Origin of the sequence: Streptomyces plumbidurans, from assembly GCF_019857225.1 — a bacterium.
Taxonomy (GTDB): Bacteria; Actinomycetota; Actinomycetes; order Streptomycetales; family Streptomycetaceae; genus Streptomyces; species Streptomyces plumbidurans.
On record NZ_JAFJSY010000016.1, the window covers coordinates 1 to 21578 of the forward strand.

Below are 21578 nucleotides of genomic sequence, written 5' to 3' on the forward strand. Positions count from 1 at the left end.
GGCCGCCCGCGTCTTCGACCGCTTCTACCGCGCGGACACCGCCCGCGGCCGAACCGAGACCGGCGGGGCAGGCCTGGGCCTGTCCATCGTCCACTCCCTGGTCTCGGCCCACCACGGCCGGGTGGAAGTGCACACGGCCCCCGGCCGGGGCGCCACCTTCCGCGTGCTGCTCCCGCTGCACACCGACACCCTGATCCACAATTCCGAACGGTAGACCGGCCGACGGGCAATCTTTGGCTAGCGCCGTACCTGGTAGCGGAGGTAGACGAACTTGGAGTTGAAGGTGCGGGTCTCGATGAGTTCGAGATCCAGCCGGCGCTCGTTCCGCGCGAAGTAGGGAATGCCTCCGCCGACCAGCACGGGGTAGACCACGACCCGGTACTCGTCGATCAGACCCAGCTTGTCCGCCTCGGCCGCAAGGGTCGCCCCGCCGATCGCGATGTCCCCCTCCCCCGGCTCGGCCCGCAGCCGCTCAATCTCCCCGGCCAGACTGCCGGAGCCGTCAGAGCCGCCGGAGACGAGACGGGCGTTGCCCTGCACCTCCGACAGCGTGGTGGAGAACACCACCTTGGGCAGCGGCTTCCAGAGTGCCGTCCATTCGCGCGAGTCGTCGTCGAGGGTCGCATCCTGGTCCGCGGTCTCCCAGTACAGCATTGTCTCGTACAGCCGCCGTCCCATCAGATGAACGTCGACCTCCCGGATCTCCTCGATCCAGAACCGGAAGACGTCCTGGTCCGGCGCACTCCAGTCGAAGCGACCGTCGGGCCCGACGATGTAACCGTCAAGTGAGGCGCTCATCGAATAGGTCACCTTGCGCGTCACGGGTCCTCCTCGGTATGGGGTTCGAAACTACGACCGTCCAACGCCGCGGAACTCATCGCGGGGCTCGCGGGGTTTCCGGGGGGTCGTAGAAAGACTCTCAGTGCCGCCCGCGCCCCGGTTCGACCGACACCCGTCACCGGACCGGAACCCGAGGACCAATTGCAGGAAGCACTCAGAAATCTTGGGCTCTCGTGCCCCGCAGTTCCCTCACCAGGGCGCGTACGACTGCGGATTCGGCCAGTTCGGTGGTGGTGACATAGCCGACCTGACGGGTCGGGCGCTGAGGACCGAGGTCGGTGACCTCGACCGAGTCAGGTGCTCCGGTCAGGGAGAGTGCGGGCATGATCGCCATTCCGTGGCCTCCGCTCACCAGCGAGAGGACCGCTCCGTCGTCCTCGGCCTCGACGGTCGCCTGCGGGATCCAGTCCTGTGCCCGCCACCAGTCGTGGGTGTACGAGCCGCAGTTCTCGGCCCAGTCGACCAGCGGCAGCGAACGCGGAGCGGCGTGACCCACCGGGTGGACGAGGGCGTACGGCTCCTCGAAGAGTCCGTGAGCGACGAGACCCGGTGGCAGCGGCACCGAGCCGCCGAGCGTGGCGATGGCTATGTCGGCCTTCCCGTCGGCCACTTCGCCTGCCGTGCCGCGGCCCGTCTCGCGGACGATCCGCACCCGCGGCGCGATCCCGGGATGCCGGGCGCGCAGCCGTTCGAGCACGCAGGGCAGCAGATGGAGTGCCGCGCTGCGGAAGGCCGCGATGCGCAGCGGCCCCTCCACCGCGTCGGACCGTCCGGCCGCGCGTGCCTCGGCGGTCAGGATGTCCAGCAGGCGCAGCACGCGGCGGGCATGTGTCACGGCCTTGTCCCCGGCCGGAGTGGGGCGCGTCCCGGTCCGGCCGCGTTCGAAGAGGACCGCACCGATCTTGCGCTCGCTGCCACGAACCGAGTGGGACACCGCGGACTGGGTCAGCCCGAGCGTCCCGGCTGCGGCCGAGAAGCCGCCGCTGTCGGCGACGGCCACCAGCACGCGCAGTTCGTGCGGGGCGAGATCGGAGTCGGACGTGCGGGTCACAGGGCGCCTACCTCGACGTATGAGAACTGCTCATGCAAGGGAACGACGCATGAACTTAACGGGCTGCCCGTCAGGCGCATTCCCGCCCTACGGTCCGATCATGAACGAGACCGCGCTCACCGTGCACCAGACCGCTCGCCCTCAAGGTTTTCCCACCGCCGAGGACTTCGCCTTCGTGGAGTCGTCGCTTCCCACCCCGGCGGTCGGCGGCGCGCTGGTGAGGAACCTCTACTGGTCGGTCGATCCCTATCACCGCGAGATGATGGACGACGTGCCGGGCGGCTTCGCGCTCGACGCACCGCTGGAGGGACGCACCATCGGGCAGGTGGTCGCTTCGCGCACCCCCGGGCTGGCCGAGGGTGAGATCGTCTTCCACCGGCAGGGCTGGCGCACCCACTCGGTGGTCACCCCCGAGGAGATCCGCCGGCTGCCTCGCTTCGAGGGGGTACCCCTGACCGCGTACCTGAGCGTCCTCGGCGGCACCGGCCTGACCGCCTACGTGGGCCTGACCCGCATCGCCCAACTCCGGGAAGGCGACGACATGTTCGTGTCGGCCGCCGCGGGCGGGGTCGGTACGGCGACCGGGCGGTTCGCTCGACTGCTCGGTGCCGGACGGCTGGTGGGCAGCGCCGGCTCGGCCGCCAAGGCCGACCATCTCACCCGGCAGGTCGGCTACGACGCCGCCTTCGACTACCACGACGGACCCGTCGGCGATCTTCTCCGCACGGCCGCGCCCGACGGCATCGACGTGTTCGTCGACAACGTCGGCGGCGAGCAACTGGCCGCGGCGGTGGGCGCGTTGCGCGAGTTCGGGCGCATCGTCCGGGTCGGCACGATCAGCCAGTACAACACCCCCGACGCACCGCCACCACGCTTCGACTACGCCGACCTTGTGGAGAAGAGCCTGCGCATGGAGGGCTTCCTGGTCAGGAACTACCGTGACGTGCAAGAGGAGTTGTACGACTTCGCTGTACCGCATCTGCAGAGCGGGCGGCTCGCTCTGGACGAGACGATCGTCGACGGGTTCGAGGGCATCGTGGACGCGTTCCTGGGAATGCTGCGCGGCCTCAACACCGGAAAGATCATCGTGCGGGACACCACCGAAACCGACTCTCCAACCACGGTTGCGCCGCAGCGCCGAAGTACCACCAAGGTTTACCGACATCGTCAACCGGCGGACTGACGATCGAGCCTGGGCGGCTCCCTTAGCGTCGTTGTCGAACGCGGGGCACTCCGCGAGGTGACGACCGGGGGGACGGCACATGGGGCGGCACGGGGACACCTTCATGACCGGGAGAGAGCATGGCCGTGGGGGATCCATGCTCGTCACCTTCAGCGCGACCGTGGCCGTGGCCGTGACCACGGCCGCGCTGTCGGGGTGCGCCGCATCCGCCGGTCGGCCGGCCACGTACGGCCGACCGGCGGACGTCGGGAAGCTGCGCGATCTGACGTACGCGGAACAGGTCACCGTCGAACGCGGTGAGGATCTCCTCGTCAAGAGGTGCATGAACAAGCAGGGCTTCCGCTACTGGATCGGCCCGATCGCGAGTGTCGCGGACCGGCAGGGCCAGGGGTACGTCCTGACCGACGTGGCGTGGGCCAGGGCGCACGGCTATGGCCGGAAGCTGCAGGAGCGGGCGGAACGAGAGCGCCTCGGAGACCGCAACATCGCGTATGCCCGGTCGCTGCCCAAGCGGGACCTCGTCCGCTACAGCAACGCCCTCGACGGGAAGTTGTCCGGCGGCGTCGTGAAGGTCCGGCTGCCGACCGGCGGCACGGTGTGGACCGCTCGCGGTGGCTGCCGGGCCAAGGCGATGACCGACCTCTACGGCGACTTCCCGACCTGGTTCCGGGTCAAGAAGACGGCACAGAGCCTCACCGCTCTCTACGCGCCGGACATACTCGCCGACGCCCGCTTCAAGCGCGCGCTCAAGGCGTGGTCCGCATGCATGGGCAAGGCGGGCCACCCCTACGCCGATCCGCAGGAGATCCGCAGGAAGCTGCCGGCGCTCACCAAAGGCGCAAGCCCGAAGGCCGCTCAGGACACCGAGACCGCCCTCGCCGTCGCCGAGGCGACCTGCGCCGACAGCACTCCTCTGGCCGCCACCGCACGCACCGTCGAACGCGAACTGCGCCGCGTGAAGCTGCGCCCCTACCGCGACGACATCGCCACCTTCCAGCGCATGAACCTCACCGCGCTGGCCCGCGCCAGGGCACTCGGCGCAGCCGACTGACCACTGCCTTCAGGGCCACTGGATTCAAGGCCCCCGGTTTCACCAACACCGGTTTCACCAATACCGGATGCACCAAATCCGGTTCACCCACACCCACACAGGGAGCGATTCTCCATGCGCAAAATCCATGCCGCGTTCGCGGCGCTCGCCCTCGCGACTCTCGGCACGGCGGTGCCTGCGACCGCCGCGCACGCCGGCGCCCAGTCGGTCGCCACCTGCAAGGGGGCGTGGGACGGCGCGACGCCCGGCTACTTCTACGCCTACGACGGCTACAACTGCGTCGGTTTCCTCGGCAAGGCCGCGGGCTCGGACTCCAACTGGGGCAACGGTCAAGGATCCTTCCAGGGAGGCGACACCAACAAGGCGAGCTCGGTGCTGAACAAGGGCACCTCGGGCATGGCCGTGGCGGTCTACAACGGCACCGGCACGGACTGGGGCGGCGGTTACAGCTGTCTGGCGCGCTCCGAGTACTACGCGAGCAACCTGAGCGACAACTACTTCACCAGCGGGGCCGGGGTCAACAACGGCATCAGCTCCCACCGTTGGGTGTGGAACTCGGCCTGCTACGGGCACTTCCTGACCTGATCCCCACCGGCCGTCAAGGCCGTGGCGAAAACCCCGGTCGTCGAAGCCGACGACCGGGGTGTCGCCGTGCCCGTACCCTGCGGCCGTGGAAAGGACCGGACAGTTGATCGGACGGCGTCAGCGGTGGTTCCTGGATGTCAGCATCGCGGTGGCCTTCACGGTGGTGGCCGTACTCCTCGGCCATGAACCCGAACGGGGAGCGGACTGGCAGCCTCAGGACGCCCTGGGCATCGCGGTCACCTGCCTGGTCAACGCGCCGCTCGCGGCGCGCAGGCGGTTCCCGCTCGTGGTCTTCGCGGTCAGCAGTTCGGCCTGGGTCCTGTTCATCACGCTCGACTACTGGCCCGTGGTGAACTCGATGGGCCCCTTTCTCGCGCTGTACACCGTCGCCTCGCTGCGGCCGTTGCGTCCGGCGGTCGGCTGCGCGGTGGTGATGGGTGTCGTGTGGGTGTACGCCGGCTGGCTCGCGGGCCAGCCCTCGCCCGCCGTCTTCGCCCAGGCGGTCGTCTTCCCGGCCGTCGGCTGCCGGTTCGGCGTCGCCGCACGGGTCTCGGCCCGCCGCGCCGACCGGCTCGCCGAACTCGCGGAGCAGCTGCGCCGCGAGCAGCAGGACCGGATGCGCCGAGCGGTCGCCGAGGAGCAGCGTCGTATCGCCCGCGAACTGCACGACGTGGTCGCCCACCACATGTCGGTCATCAACGTGCAGGGCGGGATGGCGAGTTACGTGTTCGACAGCGCGCCGGAGACCGCGCGCTCGGCCATCCGCACGATCAACGAAACCAGCCACGAGGTCCTGGGCGAACTGCGTCGCATGCTGACACTGCTGCGCAGCGACCCCGACACCGGCGGCCCGGACGCCAGTCCGCACCGCTCGGACGGCGACGCCCCTGGGTCCACGCCGTACACACCGATGCCCGGGGTCTCCCGACTCGGCGAGATGGCCGAGCGCGTCACTGCCGCGGGTGTTCCCGTCGACCTGCAGACCCGCGGCACGCCCCGTCCGTTGACGCCCGGCATCGAGCTGTGCGCCTACCGCGTGGTGCAGGAAGCCCTGACCAACGTCCTCAAACACGCGCGCCCCGCAAAGGCGGAGGTGATCGTCTCCTACGGCCCCCGGGAGCTGACGATCACCGTCACCGACGACGGTCGGCCACACCGCTCGCTTCCGGACAACGTCCCGCCGTCGTCCGGACACGGCTTGATCGGAATGCGGGAACGCGCGAGGCTCTACGGCGGAACACTGGATGTCGGCCGGCGTGCCGAAGGGGGTTTCAGGGTGCGCCTGGTTCTTCCCGCCTAGACGTACGCCGCGAGTTGAGGAGACTGGTTGCGGCGATGATCCGGGTGCTCGTGGTCGACGACCAGGACCTGATCCGTGCGGGCCTCGTCGCGCTGCTGCAGGCGGCGCCCGGCGTGGAGGTCGTCGGGGAAGCGTCCGACGGCGAGCAGGCCGTGAGCAGTGCGGCCGTTCTCCGGCCCGATGTGATCCTGATGGACATCCGCATGCCGGGCATGGACGGCACCACCGCGACCGAACGCATCCTCGCCCAGGCCGCCGCCGCCCGGCCTGAGCCCGAACTGCCGGGCACAATGGCCCAGTTGCCGCGCGTGCTGATACTCACCACCTTCGACCTCGACGAGTATGTGTACTCGGCCCTGCGCGCCGGGGCGTCCGGCTTCCTCCTCAAGGACACCGGGCCCGCACGGCTGTTGGGGGCGATCGACGCCGTGGCGCGCGGTGACATGCTCTTCGCGCCGAGTGTCACGCGCAGGCTCATCGAGGCATACGTGCAACGCTCCGAGCCGGTCCCGGACTCCCCCGCGCTCCTGGAGACGCTCACCGCGCGCGAGCGCGAGGTACTGCTGCTCACGGCACGCGGCATGTCCAACACCGAGATCGCCGAGCAGCTCTACATCAGCCAGGCCACAGTCAAGACTCACCTGAACCGCACGATGACCAAGCTCGACCTCGACAGCCGGGCCCAGGCGGTGATCGTCGCCTACGAGTCCGGTCTCGTGACACCGGGCGGCTCGGCGGGCTGAGCCGCCCGGTACGGCGCGGGCTCAGGTGCGGGACACGACCCCGCACTCCGTGGAGCGGTCCTCGCCGATGCCCTTGCTCCGGTCGTACGGGTCCGTCGTCGGCCCGCTGGGAGGCGCGCCCGTGGGCTCGGAGCTCGGGAAGTTCGGGTGGAGATAGCCGTCGTAGACCTCGCAGGCCGAGTTGCCGATCTGCTGGTCGTAGCGCCGGACGGCGATCCTGCCCGGCGTTACCTGGTACTTGGCCGGGTCGGACATCTCGACGTCGAGGACGCGCCGCACGATGGTGCGGGCCACGTCGTGCGCGCTGTCGTCGGGTCGTACCAGCGGATAGACGAAGGTGTAGTCGGCGTGCACGACGACGGACGCCTGGTCGCCCGCCTTGAACGTCATACGCCCGCGCGTCTTGACCACATCACCGGCCAGGCGCAGCTCATGGGGGTCGAAGCGGCTGAACAGCAACAGCGGGTCGTGCTTCTGGTCCGGCTCCTTCAACGCCGCGTTCAACCGGGCGAGGAGGCTGGTCTGACGGGGTTCGATCACGCCGAGGGCGGTCTCGGGACGCTCGCCGCGCAGGGTGGCCGGATCGAGGTTGGCGTCCACGAGCAGCTTCTTCGTCTGCTCCAGCGCCTGCGCCACCTGCGCCTTCGACAGCGACCCGACGGGCTTCGCCTTCGGCGGTACGATGCCCGCCGCGCCGTCGGCCCAGGCAAGGGCGGGCGATCCGGCGAACGGCCTGTCCAGCGTGGGGTGTTCGGGATCCGTCGAGGAGGGCGGGGCGGTCGGCGCCGCCGTCTCGGCGGGCAGCGGGGAAGCGGCGGTGCCGGACCCTCCCGCCGTGCCGAAGGGATCACCCGGAATTACCGAGGGCCGCACCGCCACCACCGCCACGGCGATCGCGGCGACCAGGCCGAGAACCCCCCACACCCGCCGACGGGTTCCCCGCCCGCCCCTCTCCCCCAAGGCAGGCCCCGTGCGCCAGCCCTCGGGCGACTCCCCCCGCGCCTCTTGCTCCCGCAGCCGTCCGGCCACCATACGAGCACGCGCGGACGGCTCCTTCGGTGCGGAGGCGCGTATGTCGCTCTCACTGTCCCGGACGAACTTCTCCCACACTTCGTCGGATATGGGGTCTTCGGGCGATCTGTCGGCCACAGAACTAAGCGCTTTCTCTTCGTCGATTGGGGTCCAGAGCGTACGTCACATGCCGCCGGTCGCCCGGAAGCAGAACCCGCTCCGCGGCCAGAGTGCTTCGACGGCTTGCCGCGCCCGGCGTAACCCATAAGGCGCAAGCAGTAACCCGATACGACCAACTCCGGATGACATTTCGGCCCTGATGGGCACAGTGATCTCACATCCCCGACCCCTGCCGCTGCTCGCCTTCGCCCTCGCCCCACACACGAAAGCGCTGACGATGACCCGTAAGCCCGTGAGGCCCCGCTTTTTCCGGTACCGCTGTGCCGTGCCGTCCTTCGCGTTGGCGTCCGTACTGTCGCTCGTACTCACGCTCCTCATCGGCCAGGCGACACCGGCAGCCGCTGCACCCGTCAAACCGGTGGTCAACGGACCGGTGTTCAACGACCCGCTGGGCACGGCCGCACAGCAGGAGGCGATCTTCACGCAGCTCATCCGGCTGATCAACGCGACGCCGGCCGGTGAACAGATCCGCGGTTCGATGTACGAGTTCGACGACCTGGCCGTGGCGAACGCCCTGCTCGCCGCCAACTCACGCGGCGTGGCGGTCAAGCTCGTCGTCGACGACTCGACCTATGTGAACGGCAACGGGGACGAATACCCCAACCCTGCCTATCAGGCCCTCAAGTCCGGGCTGGGAACCGATGACTCGGCCCGCTCCTGGGTCGTCGTGTGCGACGACAAGTTCGAGGACGCGGACGGAGTGGACGACGTCAGCCGCGGTTGCCTGAGCGTCGCCCCTCCCAAACCTGCCTACGCCCACAACAAGTTCTTCCTCTTCTCGAAGATCGGCCCCTTCGACGACGGCACCAGCTACTCGAAGGTCGTCTTCCAGACCTCCTCCAACCTCGGCGACTGGTACAAGGTCGAGTCCTTCAACGACTCGGTCACCTTCGCCGACAGCGCGGTGTACAACGGCTACGTCACCTACCACGAGATGCTCCGCAAAGGGCGCTCGCGGGCCGGCGGCAACAATCACGCCTACTTCTCCACCCCCACCGGATCGACCTACCGCGCCTTCTTCTTCCCGCGCGGTGACTCGTCGTACTACAACCCGGCCACCGACACCATGGTGGGCGTACTGAACCAGCTCAGCTGCTCCTACACCGGCGCCGACGGCAAGAAGCACCAGACCGACGTCCGCATCGTGACGCACAGCTTCTTCGGCTCCCGCCGCCAGGTCGCCGACAAACTGGCCCAACTGCGCGGCCGGGGTTGCTGGATCGACATCCTCTACGCCGAGACCGACGCGGCGATCACCAGCCGGCTGGACGCCGCCGGAATCCAGCACCGTAGGTGCAGCATTCCCAACGGCCCCGGCATCGACGTGCGTCCGCACAACAAGGAGATGCTGATCGACGGCGCCTACGACGGCGACATCACACCCCGGGTCTACACCGGCAGCGCCAACATGACCGGGTCGTCGCTGCGTTCGGCCGACGAGGCGGTGGTGCGGATCGCGGACGCGTCGTACCACGCGAAATACCTGAGCACGTTCTACAAGATCCGCGCCGCCTGCGGTGGATAGACCGTGATCGACCACGGCAGATGAGCACTGTGATCGGTGCCGGTGCCGGTATCAGCGCCGGTGCCGGTCGCAGTGGTCAGCGGCGGAGCCGCGGTGCGAGGACCGTGCGTACGGCCTTTGCCACCCGGCCCGCTGCGGACGCGTCATCCTCCTCGGGTTCGGGCTCCAACATGCCCTGGATCTGAAGCAGTAGCTGGTTGGTCGACCGCCAGAGCGGCACGAACAGCCCGGCGACCGGGCCGACGCCCTGGATCGGGCCGTTGGACAACTCGGTGACGTTCTTGGCGACGGTGACGGTTTCCGGGTCCCGCAGGATCAGGTGCACCTCGTCGTCGACCACCCGGATCTCCATCCTGCGGGCGGCGGCCTCCTCGGGGTTCGCGTCCGTGGTTGTCTCCGGGTCCAGTTCGTCGATCTTTGCGGCGACGGCGTCGGGGTCGACCCCGAGTTCGCGCAGCACCTTGGCCGCCATGCTGTTCTCCGCCCGCAGCATCGCCTCCAGCAGGTGATGGCTGCCGACCGGTGCGCCGCCCGCCAGCGCGCCGGCGGTGGCGACGGTGTCCTCGGTGGCCGGTGTCCCGGCGGGCCACGGTCCGGCCGCGGCGTCCTGTGTTCCCGCCACCGCCGCCAGCACCGCGACGCGGATCTTGCTGACCGGGTTGATCCGCTCAGCAAGCACCTGCGCGCCTACGCCCTCTTCTTCCCTGACCAGGGCGAGCAGGATGTGTTCCGTACCGACGTGGTGGTGCTGCAGCTGCTGCGCCTCGCGCAGGGCGAGTTCCAGTGTCTTCTTCGCGCGCGGCGCGAACGGGATGTGGCCGGTCGACTCGCGCGATCCGGGCTCGACGACTGCGGCGATGTCGGCCCGCGCCGTCTCCTTGTCGTACCCGAGGCGGTGCAGCACTTTCGCCGCCGTGCCGTCTGGTACGTCGAGCAGTCCCAACAGGACGTGCTCCGTGTCGATGTGACTGTGTTTGAGCTGCCTGGCCTGCTCCTGGGCCGTGACAACCGCCTTGCGGGCGTGGGCTGTGAACCGTTCGAAAGTCATGCTTCCATGCTCTCAACCCTGTCAATACACTGCTTTTGATAGGGTCACCGTGCTGAAAGGAGGGTGTGATGGCGGCACCGTCGAATTGGGAGGACCGGCTCGCGCGCTGGCAGAACGAGCTGGAATTGTTCGAGCAGTTGGAGGAGACACCCTGGGTCACCCTGGCCAAGGCGGAGGCCGAGACCGGTGTTTCCCGCTCGGCCCTGCGCTCCTGGTACCGCAACGGCGAGATCCAGTCCCGCCTGGTCGACGGACCGAACGGGCCGCAACGCCTGGTCCGCCTGAACGCGGTGATCGAACGCGCCGCAGCATCACCGCGCATCCAGCGCAGGGCGGAGCGAGAGGTCAGCCTGGAGGCCCAGGTCACCTTGCTGCGACACCGGGTCGACCAACTGGAGCTGCGGCTGGCGGCGTTGGAGCGGAAGTGACCGGCACCGCACGCCGTGAGCCTGACTCCCGGACTTCCGTTGAACGCCCCGCCCCATCAAGCGAGTTCGCGTCCCACCGGATCTACTCGGCCCACGCCTGCTCCAGCAGCGAGTCGAAGCCGACGGGCTTTCGGCCGATCAGGTCGGCCAGCGTCGGGTCCACGGCGGTGAACTCGCCGTTTCGCGCCGCCACGAAGATGCTCAGCAGCAGGTCGGCGAGGGGGGCGGGGGCGCCGTGCGCCACGGCCTGCTCGCGGAAGGCGTCGTCGGGGACGACGGTGCGGGTGAAGGGCCGGCCGGTCGCGTGGGCCGCGATCTCGGCCACGGCGTCGAAGTCGAGCGCCTCGGAACCGGTGAGCGGCGGCGTGGGCCCCTCGAAGCGGCCCTCGCCGGTGAGGATCGCCGCGGTGGCCTCGGCGAGGTCGTCGTGGCCGGTCCAGGCAACGGGGCCGTCGGCCGGGAGGGCGATCTCCCCGGTGTGCCGGGCGGGCTCCAAAAACTGCAGGGCGCTGGCGGCGTAATAGCCGTTGCGCAGCGCCGTCCAGGGCAGGCCGGTGGCGCGCAGCATGTCCTCGGTCTCCGCGTGGTCGCGGCATGCCTGGAAGCGGGAGTCGTGGGCGGCGCCCATCTGGCTGGTGTAGAGGATGCGGCCCACGCCGGCCTGCACGGCGGCGTCGACGGCGACGCGGTGGCCGGTGACGCACTCCTCGCCCGTGCGGTCCACGGAGACGAGGAGCAGCTGTTCGGCGCCCTCGAAGGCGTGCGCGAGCGAGGTGGGGTCGTCGAAGTTGCCCTGCCGGACTCGTACGCCGCGTTCGGCGAGGTCCTGGGCCTTGCGGGGGTCGCGGACGCTGACGCCGACGCGGTCGGCGGGGACGCGGTCGAGAAGGCGCTCCACGGTGCGGCGGCCGAGCTTTCCGGTGGCTCCGGTCACGATGATCACGGGGTTCTCCCAACGATGGTTCCAGTGGAATCAACTCGACGATAACACTGGAACTAACGATGGAAGCAAGTTTTCGATATCATCGATATATGCCTACGCGTGACACCACCGACAGCCCCCGCCGTCGCATCGTCGAGGCGGCCGTCGAGCTGCTGGAGAAGGGCGGCCCGGACGCGGTGAGCACGCGCGCGGTCGCCGCCGCGGCGGGGATGCAGCCGCCGGCGATCTACCGTCACTTCGGCGACAAGGAGGGGCTGCTGGAGGCGGTCGCCGAGCACGGCTACGAGCAGTTCCTCAAGAGCAAGCGCGCACGGCTCGACCCCGCGCCCGAGGACCCGGTCGAGGAGTTGCGGCGCGGCTGGGACATGGTGGTGGAGTTCGGCGTCTCGCGCCCCGAGCTGTTCGCGGTGATGAACAGGGCCACCGGCCGGGAGACGGAGGTGGCGCACCGCGCGGGCCTGGAGATTTTGCACGGTCGCGTGCGCAGGCTGGCGGCCGCGGGGTGGCTGCGGGTCGACGAGGAGCTGGCCGCCCAGATCATCCAGGCCACCGGCCAGGGCGCGGTCGTCACCTGGCACTCAACGCCCGAACAGCGCCGCAACCCGGCGCTGCTGACCGTCCTGCGCGAGTCCATGATCGCGGCCGTCACCCGCGCCGAACCGATGGTGTCCGCCGCGGAGTCCGGCCCGGCCGCGGCCGCCCGCGCACTGCGCGCCGCGCTCCCCGACGACGGCGGGGTCCTCAGCGACGCCGAGCAGCACCTGCTGCGCGAATGGCTCACCCGGCTCGCGGCGGACGGCGGCACACACGACTGACGGCGGGCCGGCTCCGGGGATCGTGCCCGGAGCCGGCCCGCCGCGTTCAGCGCCTGCTCTGCCTCAGTGGCTCAGTGCCTCAGCCCCTCAGTGGCCGAAGGCGTAGGCGAACAGGTGGCCGGTGCCGGAGGAGCCCGTCACCGGGAGGGTGATCGACGCGACCTGCTTGGAGGCGTCGAGGGGGACCTTCGTGGAGAAGACGTAGGTCTTCACGTTGTCCCGGCTGCCGCTCGCCGTGTTGCGGTACGACGTCGTCACGGCCGTCGTGTCGCTCGGCAGCGGCTTGCTTCCTCCGGCGCCCAGCGTCCAGTCCGAGAAGCCCACCGTCGCCTTTGACGTGGTGCCGTCGGTGTAGGTGACGGTGAGCGTGCCCGAGACCCCGCTGCCGTCGGTCGGCGCGTTGGCCGCCGCGCCCAGCAGGCCCAGAGACGTACCCGATGTGCCGGCCGGCATGGGGATCGTCTGGCCGGCGATCTCCAGGTTGTCCAGCTGACCGGACTTCACGGTCGGCCAGGTGTAGGAGATGCCGTCGGCCGTGACGGTGGAGCCGCTGGTGACGCCCGCAGCCTCCAGGGCGTTCTGCGAGTACGCCCAGCCGCCGCCGTCGAACCCGGACGAGAAGGCGGTGCCGTCGGCATAGATGCCCTCGTTGGTGTCGTACGGCCACAGCGCACCCGGTTTGGCCACGGCCACGCGGAGTGCCGCGGTGCCCACCTGCGCGCCGCTGGTGTGGTCGGTCAGCGCGAAGGTGACCGGGAACGTCCCTTCGTCGGAGCCCGCGGTCACATGGACCTTGGCCTCCGCACTGCCCGAAGGGGCCACGGACAGCGAACCCGACGCCGTGTCCAACGTGACGCCGGAGGGCGCCGTCGCCTTCCAGTCGACCGTGACGGCCTTGCTGCCGAGGTTGGTCAGCTTCAGCGTGCCGTCACCGGACGCGCCCGGTTCGAGCACGAGACCGTTGCTGGAGGGACCGGTGGCGGCCAGCACCTTGTCGCCGCCCGTGGTGTCCGACGGCGGCACCGCGGACGGGTCGGACGCCCACGACTTGTTCGGCTGGGTGCCGAGCGTGAAGTCGAGCGTGCGTGCCCCGGTGAACTGCTGGTACGTCAGCCAGGAGCTGTTCCACTCCTTGCCCTTGACGTCGAGCGACTGGACGTACGGCGCGTCGGGCGCGGCCTGCGGTGCGTTGATCTGCACGGCCTTGCCGTTTCCGAGCGTCACCTGGGCCACCGGGAACGCCGGGCTGCCGAGCACCAGCGTGTCCGCGCCTGGGGTCTCGGGGTACATGCCGAGCGACGACCAGACGTACCAGGAGCTCATCGCGCCGAGGTCGTCGTTGCCGAAGGAACCGACCGGGGCGTTGAAGTACAGCTTCTGCTGGGCGTCGCGGACGGCTGCCTGCGTCTTGTACGGCTCGCCCGTGTAGGCGTACTCCCACGGGATCTCGACGCTGGGCTCATTGCTCAGGTCGGCGTCGGTGCCGCCGGGGTGGGCGATGTTGTCCAGCAGGCTGTCCAGGTAGGAGGAGTACTCCTTGGTGCCGCCCCGCGCCTGGATGAGCTGCTTCAGGTTGAACGGGACCATCGGGGTGTACTGGGCCGACGTACCCTCCACGAAGCCGTTACCGGTGCCGGGGGTGAACCCGCCCACGAACTGGCCGTCCTTGTTCTTGCCCTGCATGTAGCCGGTCTGCGGGTTGAAGACGTTCATCCAGTCCTGTGCGCGGGTGGCGAACTTGGTGTAGACGGACGTCTTGCCCAGCGACTTCGCGAAGGCCGCGATGGCGTAGTCCGCGGAGTCGTACTCCAGTTGCGTGGAGACCGGGCCGTAGAAGTTGCAGCAGCCGTAGTCGTTCTCGTCCAGCGGGAGGTAGCCCTTGGCGTCCCGCACCGACTCGCCGGGGCGGTCGTTGTTGGGAACCGTCGCCTCGTGCTGCAGGGCGGCCAGCGCCTTGCCGGTGTCGAAGCCCTTGGCTCCGAAGGCGTACGCGTCGGCGATGATGCCGGCGGCCGGGTCGCCGACCATCACATAGCTCTCGCCGTTGTTCGAGGCCCACTTGGGCAGCAGGCCCGTCTGGTCGTAGCCGTTGAGCATCGAGGTGACGACGTCGCTGGTGACCTTGGGCTCGACCATCGCCATCAGCTGGGTCTGGGACCGATAGGTGTCCCAGCCCGAGTAGTTGGCGTACTGGGCGTGCTGGCCCTTGGCGAGCTTGTGGATCTGGTTGTCCATGCCCATGTACTGGCCGTCGGCGTCCGAGAAGACGTTCGGGTGCAGCAGCGCGTGGTAGAGCGCGGTGTAGAACTGCACCTGCTGGTCCTCGGAACCGCCGCCGACCTGGACCTTGTTCAGGACCTCGTTCCAGGCGTCGTGGTTGGCCTTGGCGACGGAGTCGAGGTTCCAGTTCTTGATCTCGCGGTTGAGGTTGCCCGCCGCGCCCGCGTCACTGGTGTACGAAATGCCGACCTTCGCGCGCACCGTCGGGTTGGACGAGGTGTCGAAGGTCAGGTACATCCCGTTCGCGCCCGTGGTGGGGGGCTCGGCCGCGCTGCTCGACTTGGACTTGGCCGCGGACGTACGGGGTGCGGCGCTGGCGCTCGGCGCGGGGGTCGAGGCGGAGGACTTCTTGCCGCCGGTGCTGCCGTGGATGGTCGGGGACGGCCGCGCGGGCACGGTGAAGTGCTTTTCCTTCAGCGGCTTCGACGACTGCGACTGCAGCTTCTGCTCGGCCTTGCCCGCCTTCAGCGAGGTCGCGCTCGGGTTGATGGTGCTGCCGACCCAGGTCCCGCTCGCGGTGAACGGCTGGTCGAACTTGATGTCGAAGTGCAGCGTGTACCTGTTGCCCGCGCCGCAGAAGTGACCGCTGTCGACCGAGCCGGTGATCTCCTTCTTGTTCACCACCTGGACCCGGGTCCCGTCCACCTGGGTGGCGCCGCCGCTGAGCTTGAACAGCAGGTTCGCCTGCTGGCCCGCGGGGAAGGTGAAGGAGCCGAGACCGGCGCGCGTGGTGTCGGTCAGCCGGGTCGCGACGCCGTTCGCGTCGGTCACCTCGTAGGAGCCGATGCCGGCCTTCTCGTCGTCGTGGCTGAACCCGACGGACTGGTCACCGAGGCTGCCGGACAGCGCGCCGGTGACCGGCAGGATGGGCAGATCGCCGGCGACACCGCAGCCGGGGCCCGAGACATGGGTGAGGCTGAAGCCCGAGAGCTTCTTGTCGTTGTACTCGTAACCGCCGCCCGAGGGACGGTCAGGCGTGGTGTCGGGACCCCACTGCATCATGCCGGCCGGCATGTCGGGGCCGGGGAAGGTGTCCACCGCACCGGACGTGCCGATGAGTGGGTTGACCAGGGACGCGGGGTCCTTGACGTAAGCCGGCGCCTTGGTGCTCGCGGCCTGGGCGCCCCCGATCGCGGGGAGCGGGAGCACGGCGATGCCCATGACGGACACCACGGCCAGGCGTTGACGGAATCTCTTGCGGTTACGTGGCGCGGCTGAACGTCCGGATCTGAGCATCGATTGCCTCCGCAGCGTTTCCCACTTCGCACATGAGGTGCCGGCGTGCCGGAACAGGCGCACGCCGGCGACAGGCAACGACATCGGTCTCTCAACCGGCCTGACAACGTTGCCATGCACGAGAGACGAGTGAACGCGCGCGACTGTTGTGTGTCAACGAGGCCAACGGAACTTTCTGATGTGGAAGTTCACTGTGAGCGACCGCAGGAGCTCCCCTCACATCGGCCGACCGGGTGACCACGAGCCGGTGTCGGCCGCATATGCGGCCTCCACCTGCCCGACTTCGGCGACCTGACTGCGCGGGCAGGCTCATCTGCCCTGCCTGATCGGGCAGTTGGGCCTACGCACAGTCACCCGCCGGGGCTCAAAGGTTCTGCAAAGTGACCGATGAACCGGGCCTCACACGGAGGTGCCGGGCGACACCGGAGGCGGTGAACCGCGTCTCGTGCCCTCCGACGCTGTGCACCGTCGCGCGGGTGACCCGTCCCTCGCGCCAGGAGAAGTCGACTGTGAAGCCGCCCCGGGCCGGCAGGCCCCGCACGGTTCCCTTCTTGGCCCATGCGGCGGGCAGGGCGGGAAGCAGCTCGATGTCACCGGGGCGGGAGTGGAGCAGCATCTCCGCGATGGCGGCGGGCGTCCCGAAGTTGGCGTCGATCTGGAAGATGCTTCGGTTCGCGTCGACTTGGTAGATGTCGAAGAGGTTGGGCGCGGTGCCGTTGGAGTTGCTCGTCGAAGGGCGCAGGTTGGTGGTGACGAGCTGGTACGCCTTCTCCCCGTCCTTCAGCCGTGCCCAGCACAGCGCCCGCCAGGCGTTGGCCCAGCCGTAGCTGTTCATGCCGCGCGCGGTGAGCAGGCTGCGGACGGCGTCCAGCAGATCGGGCGTGGACGCGTCGGGGCGGATGCGGTCACCGGGGAACAGGCCGATGAGCGGGGAGAGATGGCGGTGGGTGGTCTCGCCGAGGTTGTCCGGCGACATCCACTCCTCCAGCCAGCCGGTGGTGGGGCTGATCCGCGGGAGGTAGAGGCGCTCGCGGAGCCCGGCGACGGTCTCGCGGTAGCCGGCGTCCTGACCGAGGATCTCCGCGGCCGTGATGAAGTTGCCGAACAGGGCGTGGACCAGTTCCTGTGAGTACGTGTTGCCCCTGGCGTCCTGGGGCCCGTGTTCGGGCGACCAGTCCCGGTCGTCGACGAGCACTTCGCGTTGCTCGCCGGTTTCGGGGTCGGTGACCGTGATCGACAGCAGCCGGGCCTCCCAGAACTCGCAGGCGCCCTTGAGCAGGGGGTAGATGCGGGCCAGCATGCGCCGGTCCTGGGTGTACTCGTAGTGCTCGAAGAGGGTGTTGCCGAGCCATGCGTTGGCCGCGGGGTGCCACCACCAGCCGGAGCCGCCGTGGATGTTGGTCGAGAAGGCGACCGCCCAGCCGGCGACCTTACCGCTGGTGTTGCGGAACCGGTTGCGGGGGTCGTTGAAGAGTCTGCGGGTGGTGTCGGTCCAGGAGGGAAGCTGGGCCAGGCAGTAGTCGGTCAGCGGATCGAAGCAGCGGGACAGGCCGGTGCGGTCGGGCATCCAGTAGTTCATCTGGATGTTGATGTCGGTGTGGTAATCCCCCATCCAGTCCGGGTCGTTGCCGTCCAGCCAGGGGCCCTGGAGGCCCATCGGCACACTGTCCCGTGACCCGCTGATCATGAGATAGCGGCCGAACTGCAGGTAGAGGACGTCCAGTTCGGGATCCGGCTCCGCGCCCTCCTGTGCGCGCGCCTGCAGACGGCTCCAGGTGTCCAGGTTCCGCTGACGACCGCTCGACTCCCCCAGCGACACCGACATCGTGTCGAACAGGGAACGGTGGTCGCGCACATGGGTGTCGCGCAGCGTGTCGTATGCGTGTCGCGTGGCGGCGAGGACCTTCTGCCGGGCGAGTTCACGGGGGTCGAGAGCGGAGTCGCGGTAGCCGCGGGAGGCGTTGGGAGCGTAGTTGGTGCCCCCGCTGAACACGATGGTGAGTTCTGCGCAGTCGTCGAAGGCCAGGCCCTCGTCGGTCACCGTCACGCGACCGGTGCTGCTCACGGCGGTCACGGCGGCGCCGTAGCGAAGGCTGTTGGAGAGCGAGGCGGCGAACGACACGACGGCATCCCCCTTGGATGTGGTCACCGACTCGCCGTGAGTGCCTTCCAAAGTGAGGGTGCCGGTGTAGGAGCCGCCGCCGGACCGGGAGAGACGGACGACGATGACGTCATCGGGGTGGCTGGCGAAGACCTCGCGTCGGCAGGTGGCTCCCTGGTGCGTATAGGCCGTGCTGACAAGGCCGTTGCTCAGGTCGAGGGTTCTGCGGTACTGCGACACCGACGCGAGGTCGTGGCCGGACAAGTCGAGGCGCAGGTGCGCGAGTTGCGTCAGGGAGCCGAACTCGACCCGCTCGTACGGGAATTGACCGTCGGCGTCGAGTACGTCGTTGAGTCCGCCGGTCCACAGGGTGCTGTCGGTGACGTAGAGCGCCTCGTGCCCGGGATCGCCGGCGACCAGCGCGCCGAGCCGTCCGTTGCCCACGGGGAGCGCCTGCTGGATCATCGCGGACTGGTCGGCCGGCTTGTCGTACCAGAGCCGTAGGGCCTTCTTGTCGGTGACCAGGGGCGAGGAGAGGGGGCGTTCGGGTTCGGCCGCGGCGGCGGTGAAGGCCGGGAGGCCACCCAGCGCGGCCAGGGAGCCGGCGCCCGCCGCTAGAAAGGTCCGACGACTTGCTGACGAGGTGCGGGCAGACGGACGTCTGGTCATGTGTGCGATCCTCCGGCCTTGAAAGCTGCTGCCTACTGAGCGACGCGAGGCGGGAGCACACTAAAACTACTAATTAATGTTTTCAAGGGTCCGAGCGACCTTGATACCTCCGATGAATGTGGAGACAATCGGCGTCAGGCCAGACCCGCTGCCAAGGCGCGGCGGACGGCGTCGGCGCGGTCGCGGATGTCGGCCTTCGCGAAGAGGTTGTTGATGTGGGTCTTGACCGTGGCCTCGCTGATGAACAGCTGCTGGGCGATGGCGCGGTTCGGCAGCCCCTGGCCGATGAGGGTGAGCACCTCGCGCTCGCGGGGGGTCAGGTCTGCGGGCAGCGACTGTCCGGGGGACGACGGCCGGGTGCGCACGGTGGCCAGGAGGCGGTCCTGGACCTCACGGTCGAGGACGGACTGTCCCGCGGCGGCGGCCCGGATCGCGCGGACGATGTCCTGGCGACCGGCGTTCTTCGTCAGATAGCCGCGGGCGCCCGCACTCAGGGCGGCCAGGATCGAGTCGTCGTCGGCGAAGGTGGTGAGCACGACCACGGCGGTCTCCGGATGCTCCTCGCTCAGCCGGCGCGTCGCCTCGATACCGTCCATCTCGGGCATGCGCAGGTCCATCAGGACGACGTCCACCGACGCGCCGGCCACGGCGGCGAGCACCTCGGTGCCGTCCGCCGCCGCGGCGACGACCTCGATGTCCTCGGACAGGGCGAGCACCGCGGCCAGCGGCTCACGGACGGCGGCCTGGTCGTCGGCGACGATCACCTTCAACCGCTGCGGTTTCTCGGTCGGTTCGCTCATCCCGGGATCACTGCCTCCACCTGCCAGCCGCCGGCCTCCGGTCCCTCGGTGACCGGTCCCGCGGTGATGGTTCCGCCCAGGAGGGCGGCCCGTTCGCGCATTCCTATCAGTCCCATTCCGCTGCCGACGCCGGCGGTCACCTCGCGGGTCGCGGGGCCGTTGCGGACTCTCAGGGTCGTCGACTCGTGCTCGTACGTCAGCTCCACGCGGACGTCGGCGCCCGGGGCGTGCCGGGCCGCGTTGGTCAGCGCCTCCTGCGAGATCCGCAGCAGGTTCTGGGTGACCTGAGCGGGCAGGTCACGGCTGGTGCCCGTGACGGTGAGGGCGTCGCGGTGACCGGAGGACTCGATCATCGCCGTCAGGCTCTCCAGCAGCGGCAGCGCGTCCTCGCGCAGGGCGTGCACGGTCCATTGGGCCTGCTTCAGGCTCTCTCTGACCATGCCGTGCGCCTTGTTGTTCGCCTCGCGGACCTTCTCCAGGTCTCCGGTGTCGATCAGGGCGTCGGCCAGTTCCAGCTGCATGTTGATCCCGGCCAGCGAGTGCGCCAGCACGTCGTGGACGTCCCGGGCGATACGGCTCCGCTCGGTGAGCACGGCGGCCTGCGCCTCCGCGCGGGCGGCCCGCTCGGCGGACTCGGCGGATTCGATCATCGCCGCCACCGCCCGCTGTCTGCTGCGGCTGAGGATGCCCGCCACGACCGGGACGCCGGTGGTCAGGCCGAGCACCCAGGTCACCTGTTCATGGCCGGGACCGAGGCGGAACCACACGACGGCTCCGCACAACAGGCTGCACAGGGCCGCGAGCGAGAGGGACTGCTTGAGAGGCAGGCGGTAGCCCACGTGACCGGTCAGGAAGTACGCGAAGATGTAGCTGGAGCCGCTGCGGCTGACGCCGATGAGGGCGGCGGCGGCCAGGATGCCGGCGGTCAGCCAGATCAGGTCTGCGCGGGGCGGGAGCCTGGAGTCGGACAGGTGCCGGGCCATCAGGGCGACGGAGTTGACCACCAGCAGAGCGACCACGGCCAGGCCACGGCCCTCCACGCCCAGGGGACGGACGGTCACGAAGCCGATGGCGATCACCGCCAGGGTGATGGCCGCATGCGTGCGCGGGTCCTGGCGGAGCGCGGCCCGCGGGCCGGACCCCTTGTCCGGGGCCGGCCCGCGGGCGGCGACACTCTCGGATGCGGACACGTCGCGACGATAGCCCATGGTCAGGCGGTGCGGTCGAGCGATGCCACCGACCGCGGCGCCGCCGGGATCCGCTGCTCGCGGACGACCATCCGGCTCCGAATGAAGATCGTCGCGAGACGGGTGACCACCTCGGTGAGCGCCATCAGTACGAACGCCGCCACCCAGGCATCGCCGGTGGTGATGTGGTGGGCGACGCTGAAGCGGCCCACGTCGTCGGAGCCGCCGTGGTCGACCCACATCTGGAAACCCATGCGCGCGCCCATGCCGAGCACCCACAGCAGGGCGGAGACGGCTCCCGCCTTGATGAGGAGGTGCTCCCCGGCCTTGCGGACCCTGGTGAAGATGCCGCCGGCGATGCCGAGCGCCGCCCCGATGGCGACCAGGGTGCCGATCAGTACGAGGTCGTTGCCGGCGGTGGGCACGCTGCGCAGGTAGTGCGAGGCCACGAAGGTCACGATCCCCAGCGGGATCAGGTAGGACGTGAGGCGCAGCCGGTCTTCCCGCAGCTGGCGGAAGACGACGAGGACGAGGGCGATGTCGGTGATCCAGTCGGTCGTGGTCATGCCTCAATCGTGCTGACGCGGCGCCTCTTCCACCTG

The 21578-nt window shown here is 69.4% G+C and carries 19 protein-coding genes and 1 pseudogene; 9 read left to right on the forward strand and 11 right to left on the reverse strand.

Translation table 11 applies throughout. The annotated features are described in order from the left end of the window. The coding region (locus JYK17_RS12995) for an ATP-binding protein (RefSeq protein WP_222810410.1) at window positions 1–214 on the forward strand (214 nt) is incomplete at its 5' end. Window positions 215–237: 23 nt separating this feature from the next. Here JYK17_RS12995 and JYK17_RS13000 read toward each other — a convergent pair. Then, window positions 238–822, reverse strand: a complete 585-nt coding sequence (locus tag JYK17_RS13000) for a dihydrofolate reductase family protein (protein WP_128800909.1) — start codon at window positions 820–822, stop codon at window positions 238–240. A gap of 172 nt (window positions 823–994) precedes the next feature. Further along, window positions 995–1891, reverse strand: a complete 897-nt coding sequence (locus JYK17_RS13005; RefSeq protein WP_222810411.1) for a LysR family transcriptional regulator — start codon at window positions 1889–1891, stop codon at window positions 995–997. Window positions 1892–1991: 100 nt separating this feature from the next. Between JYK17_RS13005 and JYK17_RS13010 the strand changes: the two genes are divergently transcribed. From JYK17_RS13010 to JYK17_RS13030, 5 genes are all read left to right on the forward strand, one after another. Further along, window positions 1992–3074 (forward strand): NADP-dependent oxidoreductase, encoded by a 1083-nt coding sequence (locus tag JYK17_RS13010; protein WP_222810412.1) that lies wholly within the window; start codon window positions 1992–1994, stop codon window positions 3072–3074. A 136-nt stretch (window positions 3075–3210) separates the two neighbouring features. Further along, entirely contained in the window at window positions 3211–4125 is a 915-nt protein-coding gene (locus tag JYK17_RS13015; protein ID WP_222810413.1) for a hypothetical protein, read from the forward strand. A gap of 114 nt (window positions 4126–4239) precedes the next feature. Further along, window positions 4240–4710: a hypothetical protein gene (locus tag JYK17_RS13020; protein WP_108014167.1), complete on the forward strand. Its 471-nt coding sequence runs from the start codon at window positions 4240–4242 to the stop codon at window positions 4708–4710. A gap of 85 nt (window positions 4711–4795) precedes the next feature. Next, window positions 4796–6010, forward strand: a complete 1215-nt coding sequence (locus tag JYK17_RS13025) for a sensor histidine kinase (RefSeq protein WP_234548358.1) — start codon at window positions 4796–4798, stop codon at window positions 6008–6010. 35 nt (window positions 6011–6045) lie between these two features. Next, window positions 6046–6753, forward strand: coding sequence for a response regulator (locus JYK17_RS13030; RefSeq protein WP_222810414.1), 708 nt, complete (start codon window positions 6046–6048; stop codon window positions 6751–6753). A gap of 21 nt (window positions 6754–6774) precedes the next feature. Here the strand turns inward: JYK17_RS13030 and JYK17_RS13035 are convergent, their stop codons facing one another. Next, a complete protein-coding gene (locus JYK17_RS13035) occupies window positions 6775–7902 on the reverse strand; it encodes a hypothetical protein (RefSeq protein WP_222810415.1) in 1128 nt (375 codons plus the stop codon). Window positions 7903–8209: 307 nt separating this feature from the next. On the opposite strand from JYK17_RS13035, the gene JYK17_RS13040 reads away from it, so the two are divergent. Continuing rightward, window positions 8210–9469 (forward strand): phospholipase D-like domain-containing protein, encoded by a 1260-nt coding sequence (locus tag JYK17_RS13040; RefSeq protein ID WP_234548357.1) that lies wholly within the window; start codon window positions 8210–8212, stop codon window positions 9467–9469. A gap of 76 nt (window positions 9470–9545) precedes the next feature. Here JYK17_RS13040 and JYK17_RS41175 read toward each other — a convergent pair whose 3' ends face one another. Together JYK17_RS41175 and JYK17_RS41410 are read right to left on the reverse strand one after the other, a co-directional pair. Next, entirely contained in the window at window positions 9546–10148 is a 603-nt protein-coding gene (locus tag JYK17_RS41175) for a Clp protease N-terminal domain-containing protein (RefSeq protein WP_372465110.1), read from the reverse strand. Continuing rightward, window positions 10139–10517 (reverse strand): annotated as a pseudogene (locus JYK17_RS41410) (Clp protease N-terminal domain-containing protein); the annotation flags it as partial. The gene JYK17_RS41175 and the pseudogene JYK17_RS41410, both read right to left, overlap by 10 nt. Window positions 10518–10585: 68 nt before the next feature. Here JYK17_RS41410 and JYK17_RS13050 point away from each other — a divergent pair. Further along, window positions 10586–10945, forward strand: coding sequence for an excisionase (locus JYK17_RS13050; RefSeq protein WP_108014170.1), 360 nt, complete (start codon window positions 10586–10588; stop codon window positions 10943–10945). 82 nt (window positions 10946–11027) lie between these two features. Here JYK17_RS13050 and JYK17_RS13055 read toward each other — a convergent pair whose 3' ends face one another. Continuing rightward, window positions 11028–11888, reverse strand: a complete 861-nt coding sequence (locus tag JYK17_RS13055) for an SDR family oxidoreductase (RefSeq protein ID WP_108014171.1) — start codon at window positions 11886–11888, stop codon at window positions 11028–11030. Window positions 11889–11977: 89 nt separating this feature from the next. Between JYK17_RS13055 and JYK17_RS13060 the strand changes: the two genes are divergently transcribed. After that, a complete protein-coding gene (locus tag JYK17_RS13060; protein WP_108014172.1) occupies window positions 11978–12703 on the forward strand; it encodes a TetR/AcrR family transcriptional regulator in 726 nt (241 codons plus the stop codon). A gap of 87 nt (window positions 12704–12790) precedes the next feature. Here JYK17_RS13060 and JYK17_RS13065 read toward each other — a convergent pair whose 3' ends face one another. The 5 genes from JYK17_RS13065 to JYK17_RS13085 form a co-directional block, all read right to left on the reverse strand. After that, a complete protein-coding gene (locus JYK17_RS13065) occupies window positions 12791–16144 on the reverse strand; it encodes a lectin (RefSeq protein WP_234548356.1) in 3354 nt (1117 codons plus the stop codon). A gap of 439 nt (window positions 16145–16583) precedes the next feature. Continuing rightward, window positions 16584–18989, reverse strand: a complete 2406-nt coding sequence (locus JYK17_RS13070) for a glycoside hydrolase family 95 protein (RefSeq protein ID WP_128800916.1) — start codon at window positions 18987–18989, stop codon at window positions 16584–16586. 134 nt (window positions 18990–19123) lie between these two features. Further along, window positions 19124–19789, reverse strand: a complete 666-nt coding sequence (locus tag JYK17_RS13075; protein ID WP_128800917.1) for a response regulator — start codon at window positions 19787–19789, stop codon at window positions 19124–19126. Further along, window positions 19786–20997 (reverse strand): sensor histidine kinase, encoded by a 1212-nt coding sequence (locus JYK17_RS13080; RefSeq protein ID WP_108014176.1) that lies wholly within the window; start codon window positions 20995–20997, stop codon window positions 19786–19788. The genes JYK17_RS13075 and JYK17_RS13080 overlap by 4 nt, the downstream gene beginning before the upstream one ends. 2 nt (window positions 20998–20999) lie before the next feature. Then, complete coding sequence (locus JYK17_RS13085) at window positions 21000–21542, reverse strand: hypothetical protein (RefSeq protein ID WP_108014177.1); 543 nt, start codon at window positions 21540–21542, stop codon at window positions 21000–21002. Between the last annotated feature and the right edge of the window lie 36 nt (window positions 21543–21578).

Bases quoted from the DNA above. Each gene is read 5' to 3' on its own strand.
- JYK17_RS13010 (WP_222810412.1), top strand. From the start codon at position 1,992: ATGAACGAGACCGCGCTCACCGTGCACCAGACCGCTCGCCCTCAAGGT.
- JYK17_RS13015 (WP_222810413.1), top strand. From the start codon at position 3,211: ATGCTCGTCACCTTCAGCGCGACCGTGGCCGTGGCCGTGACCACGGCC.
- JYK17_RS13020 (WP_108014167.1), top strand. From the start codon at position 4,240: ATGCGCAAAATCCATGCCGCGTTCGCGGCGCTCGCCCTCGCGACTCTC.
- JYK17_RS13030 (WP_222810414.1), top strand. From the start codon at position 6,046: ATGATCCGGGTGCTCGTGGTCGACGACCAGGACCTGATCCGTGCGGGC.
- JYK17_RS13050 (WP_108014170.1), top strand. From the start codon at position 10,586: ATGGCGGCACCGTCGAATTGGGAGGACCGGCTCGCGCGCTGGCAGAAC.
- JYK17_RS13060 (WP_108014172.1), top strand. From the start codon at position 11,978: ATGCCTACGCGTGACACCACCGACAGCCCCCGCCGTCGCATCGTCGAG.
- JYK17_RS13065 (WP_234548356.1), bottom strand. From the start codon at position 16,144: ATGGGCATCGCCGTGCTCCCGCTCCCCGCGATCGGGGGCGCCCAGGCC.
- JYK17_RS13070 (WP_128800916.1), bottom strand. From the start codon at position 18,989: ATGACCAGACGTCCGTCTGCCCGCACCTCGTCAGCAAGTCGTCGGACC.
- JYK17_RS13075 (WP_128800917.1), bottom strand. From the start codon at position 19,789: ATGAGCGAACCGACCGAGAAACCGCAGCGGTTGAAGGTGATCGTCGCC.
- JYK17_RS13080 (WP_108014176.1), bottom strand. From the start codon at position 20,997: ATGGGCTATCGTCGCGACGTGTCCGCATCCGAGAGTGTCGCCGCCCGC.
- JYK17_RS13085 (WP_108014177.1), bottom strand. From the start codon at position 21,542: ATGACCACGACCGACTGGATCACCGACATCGCCCTCGTCCTCGTCGTC.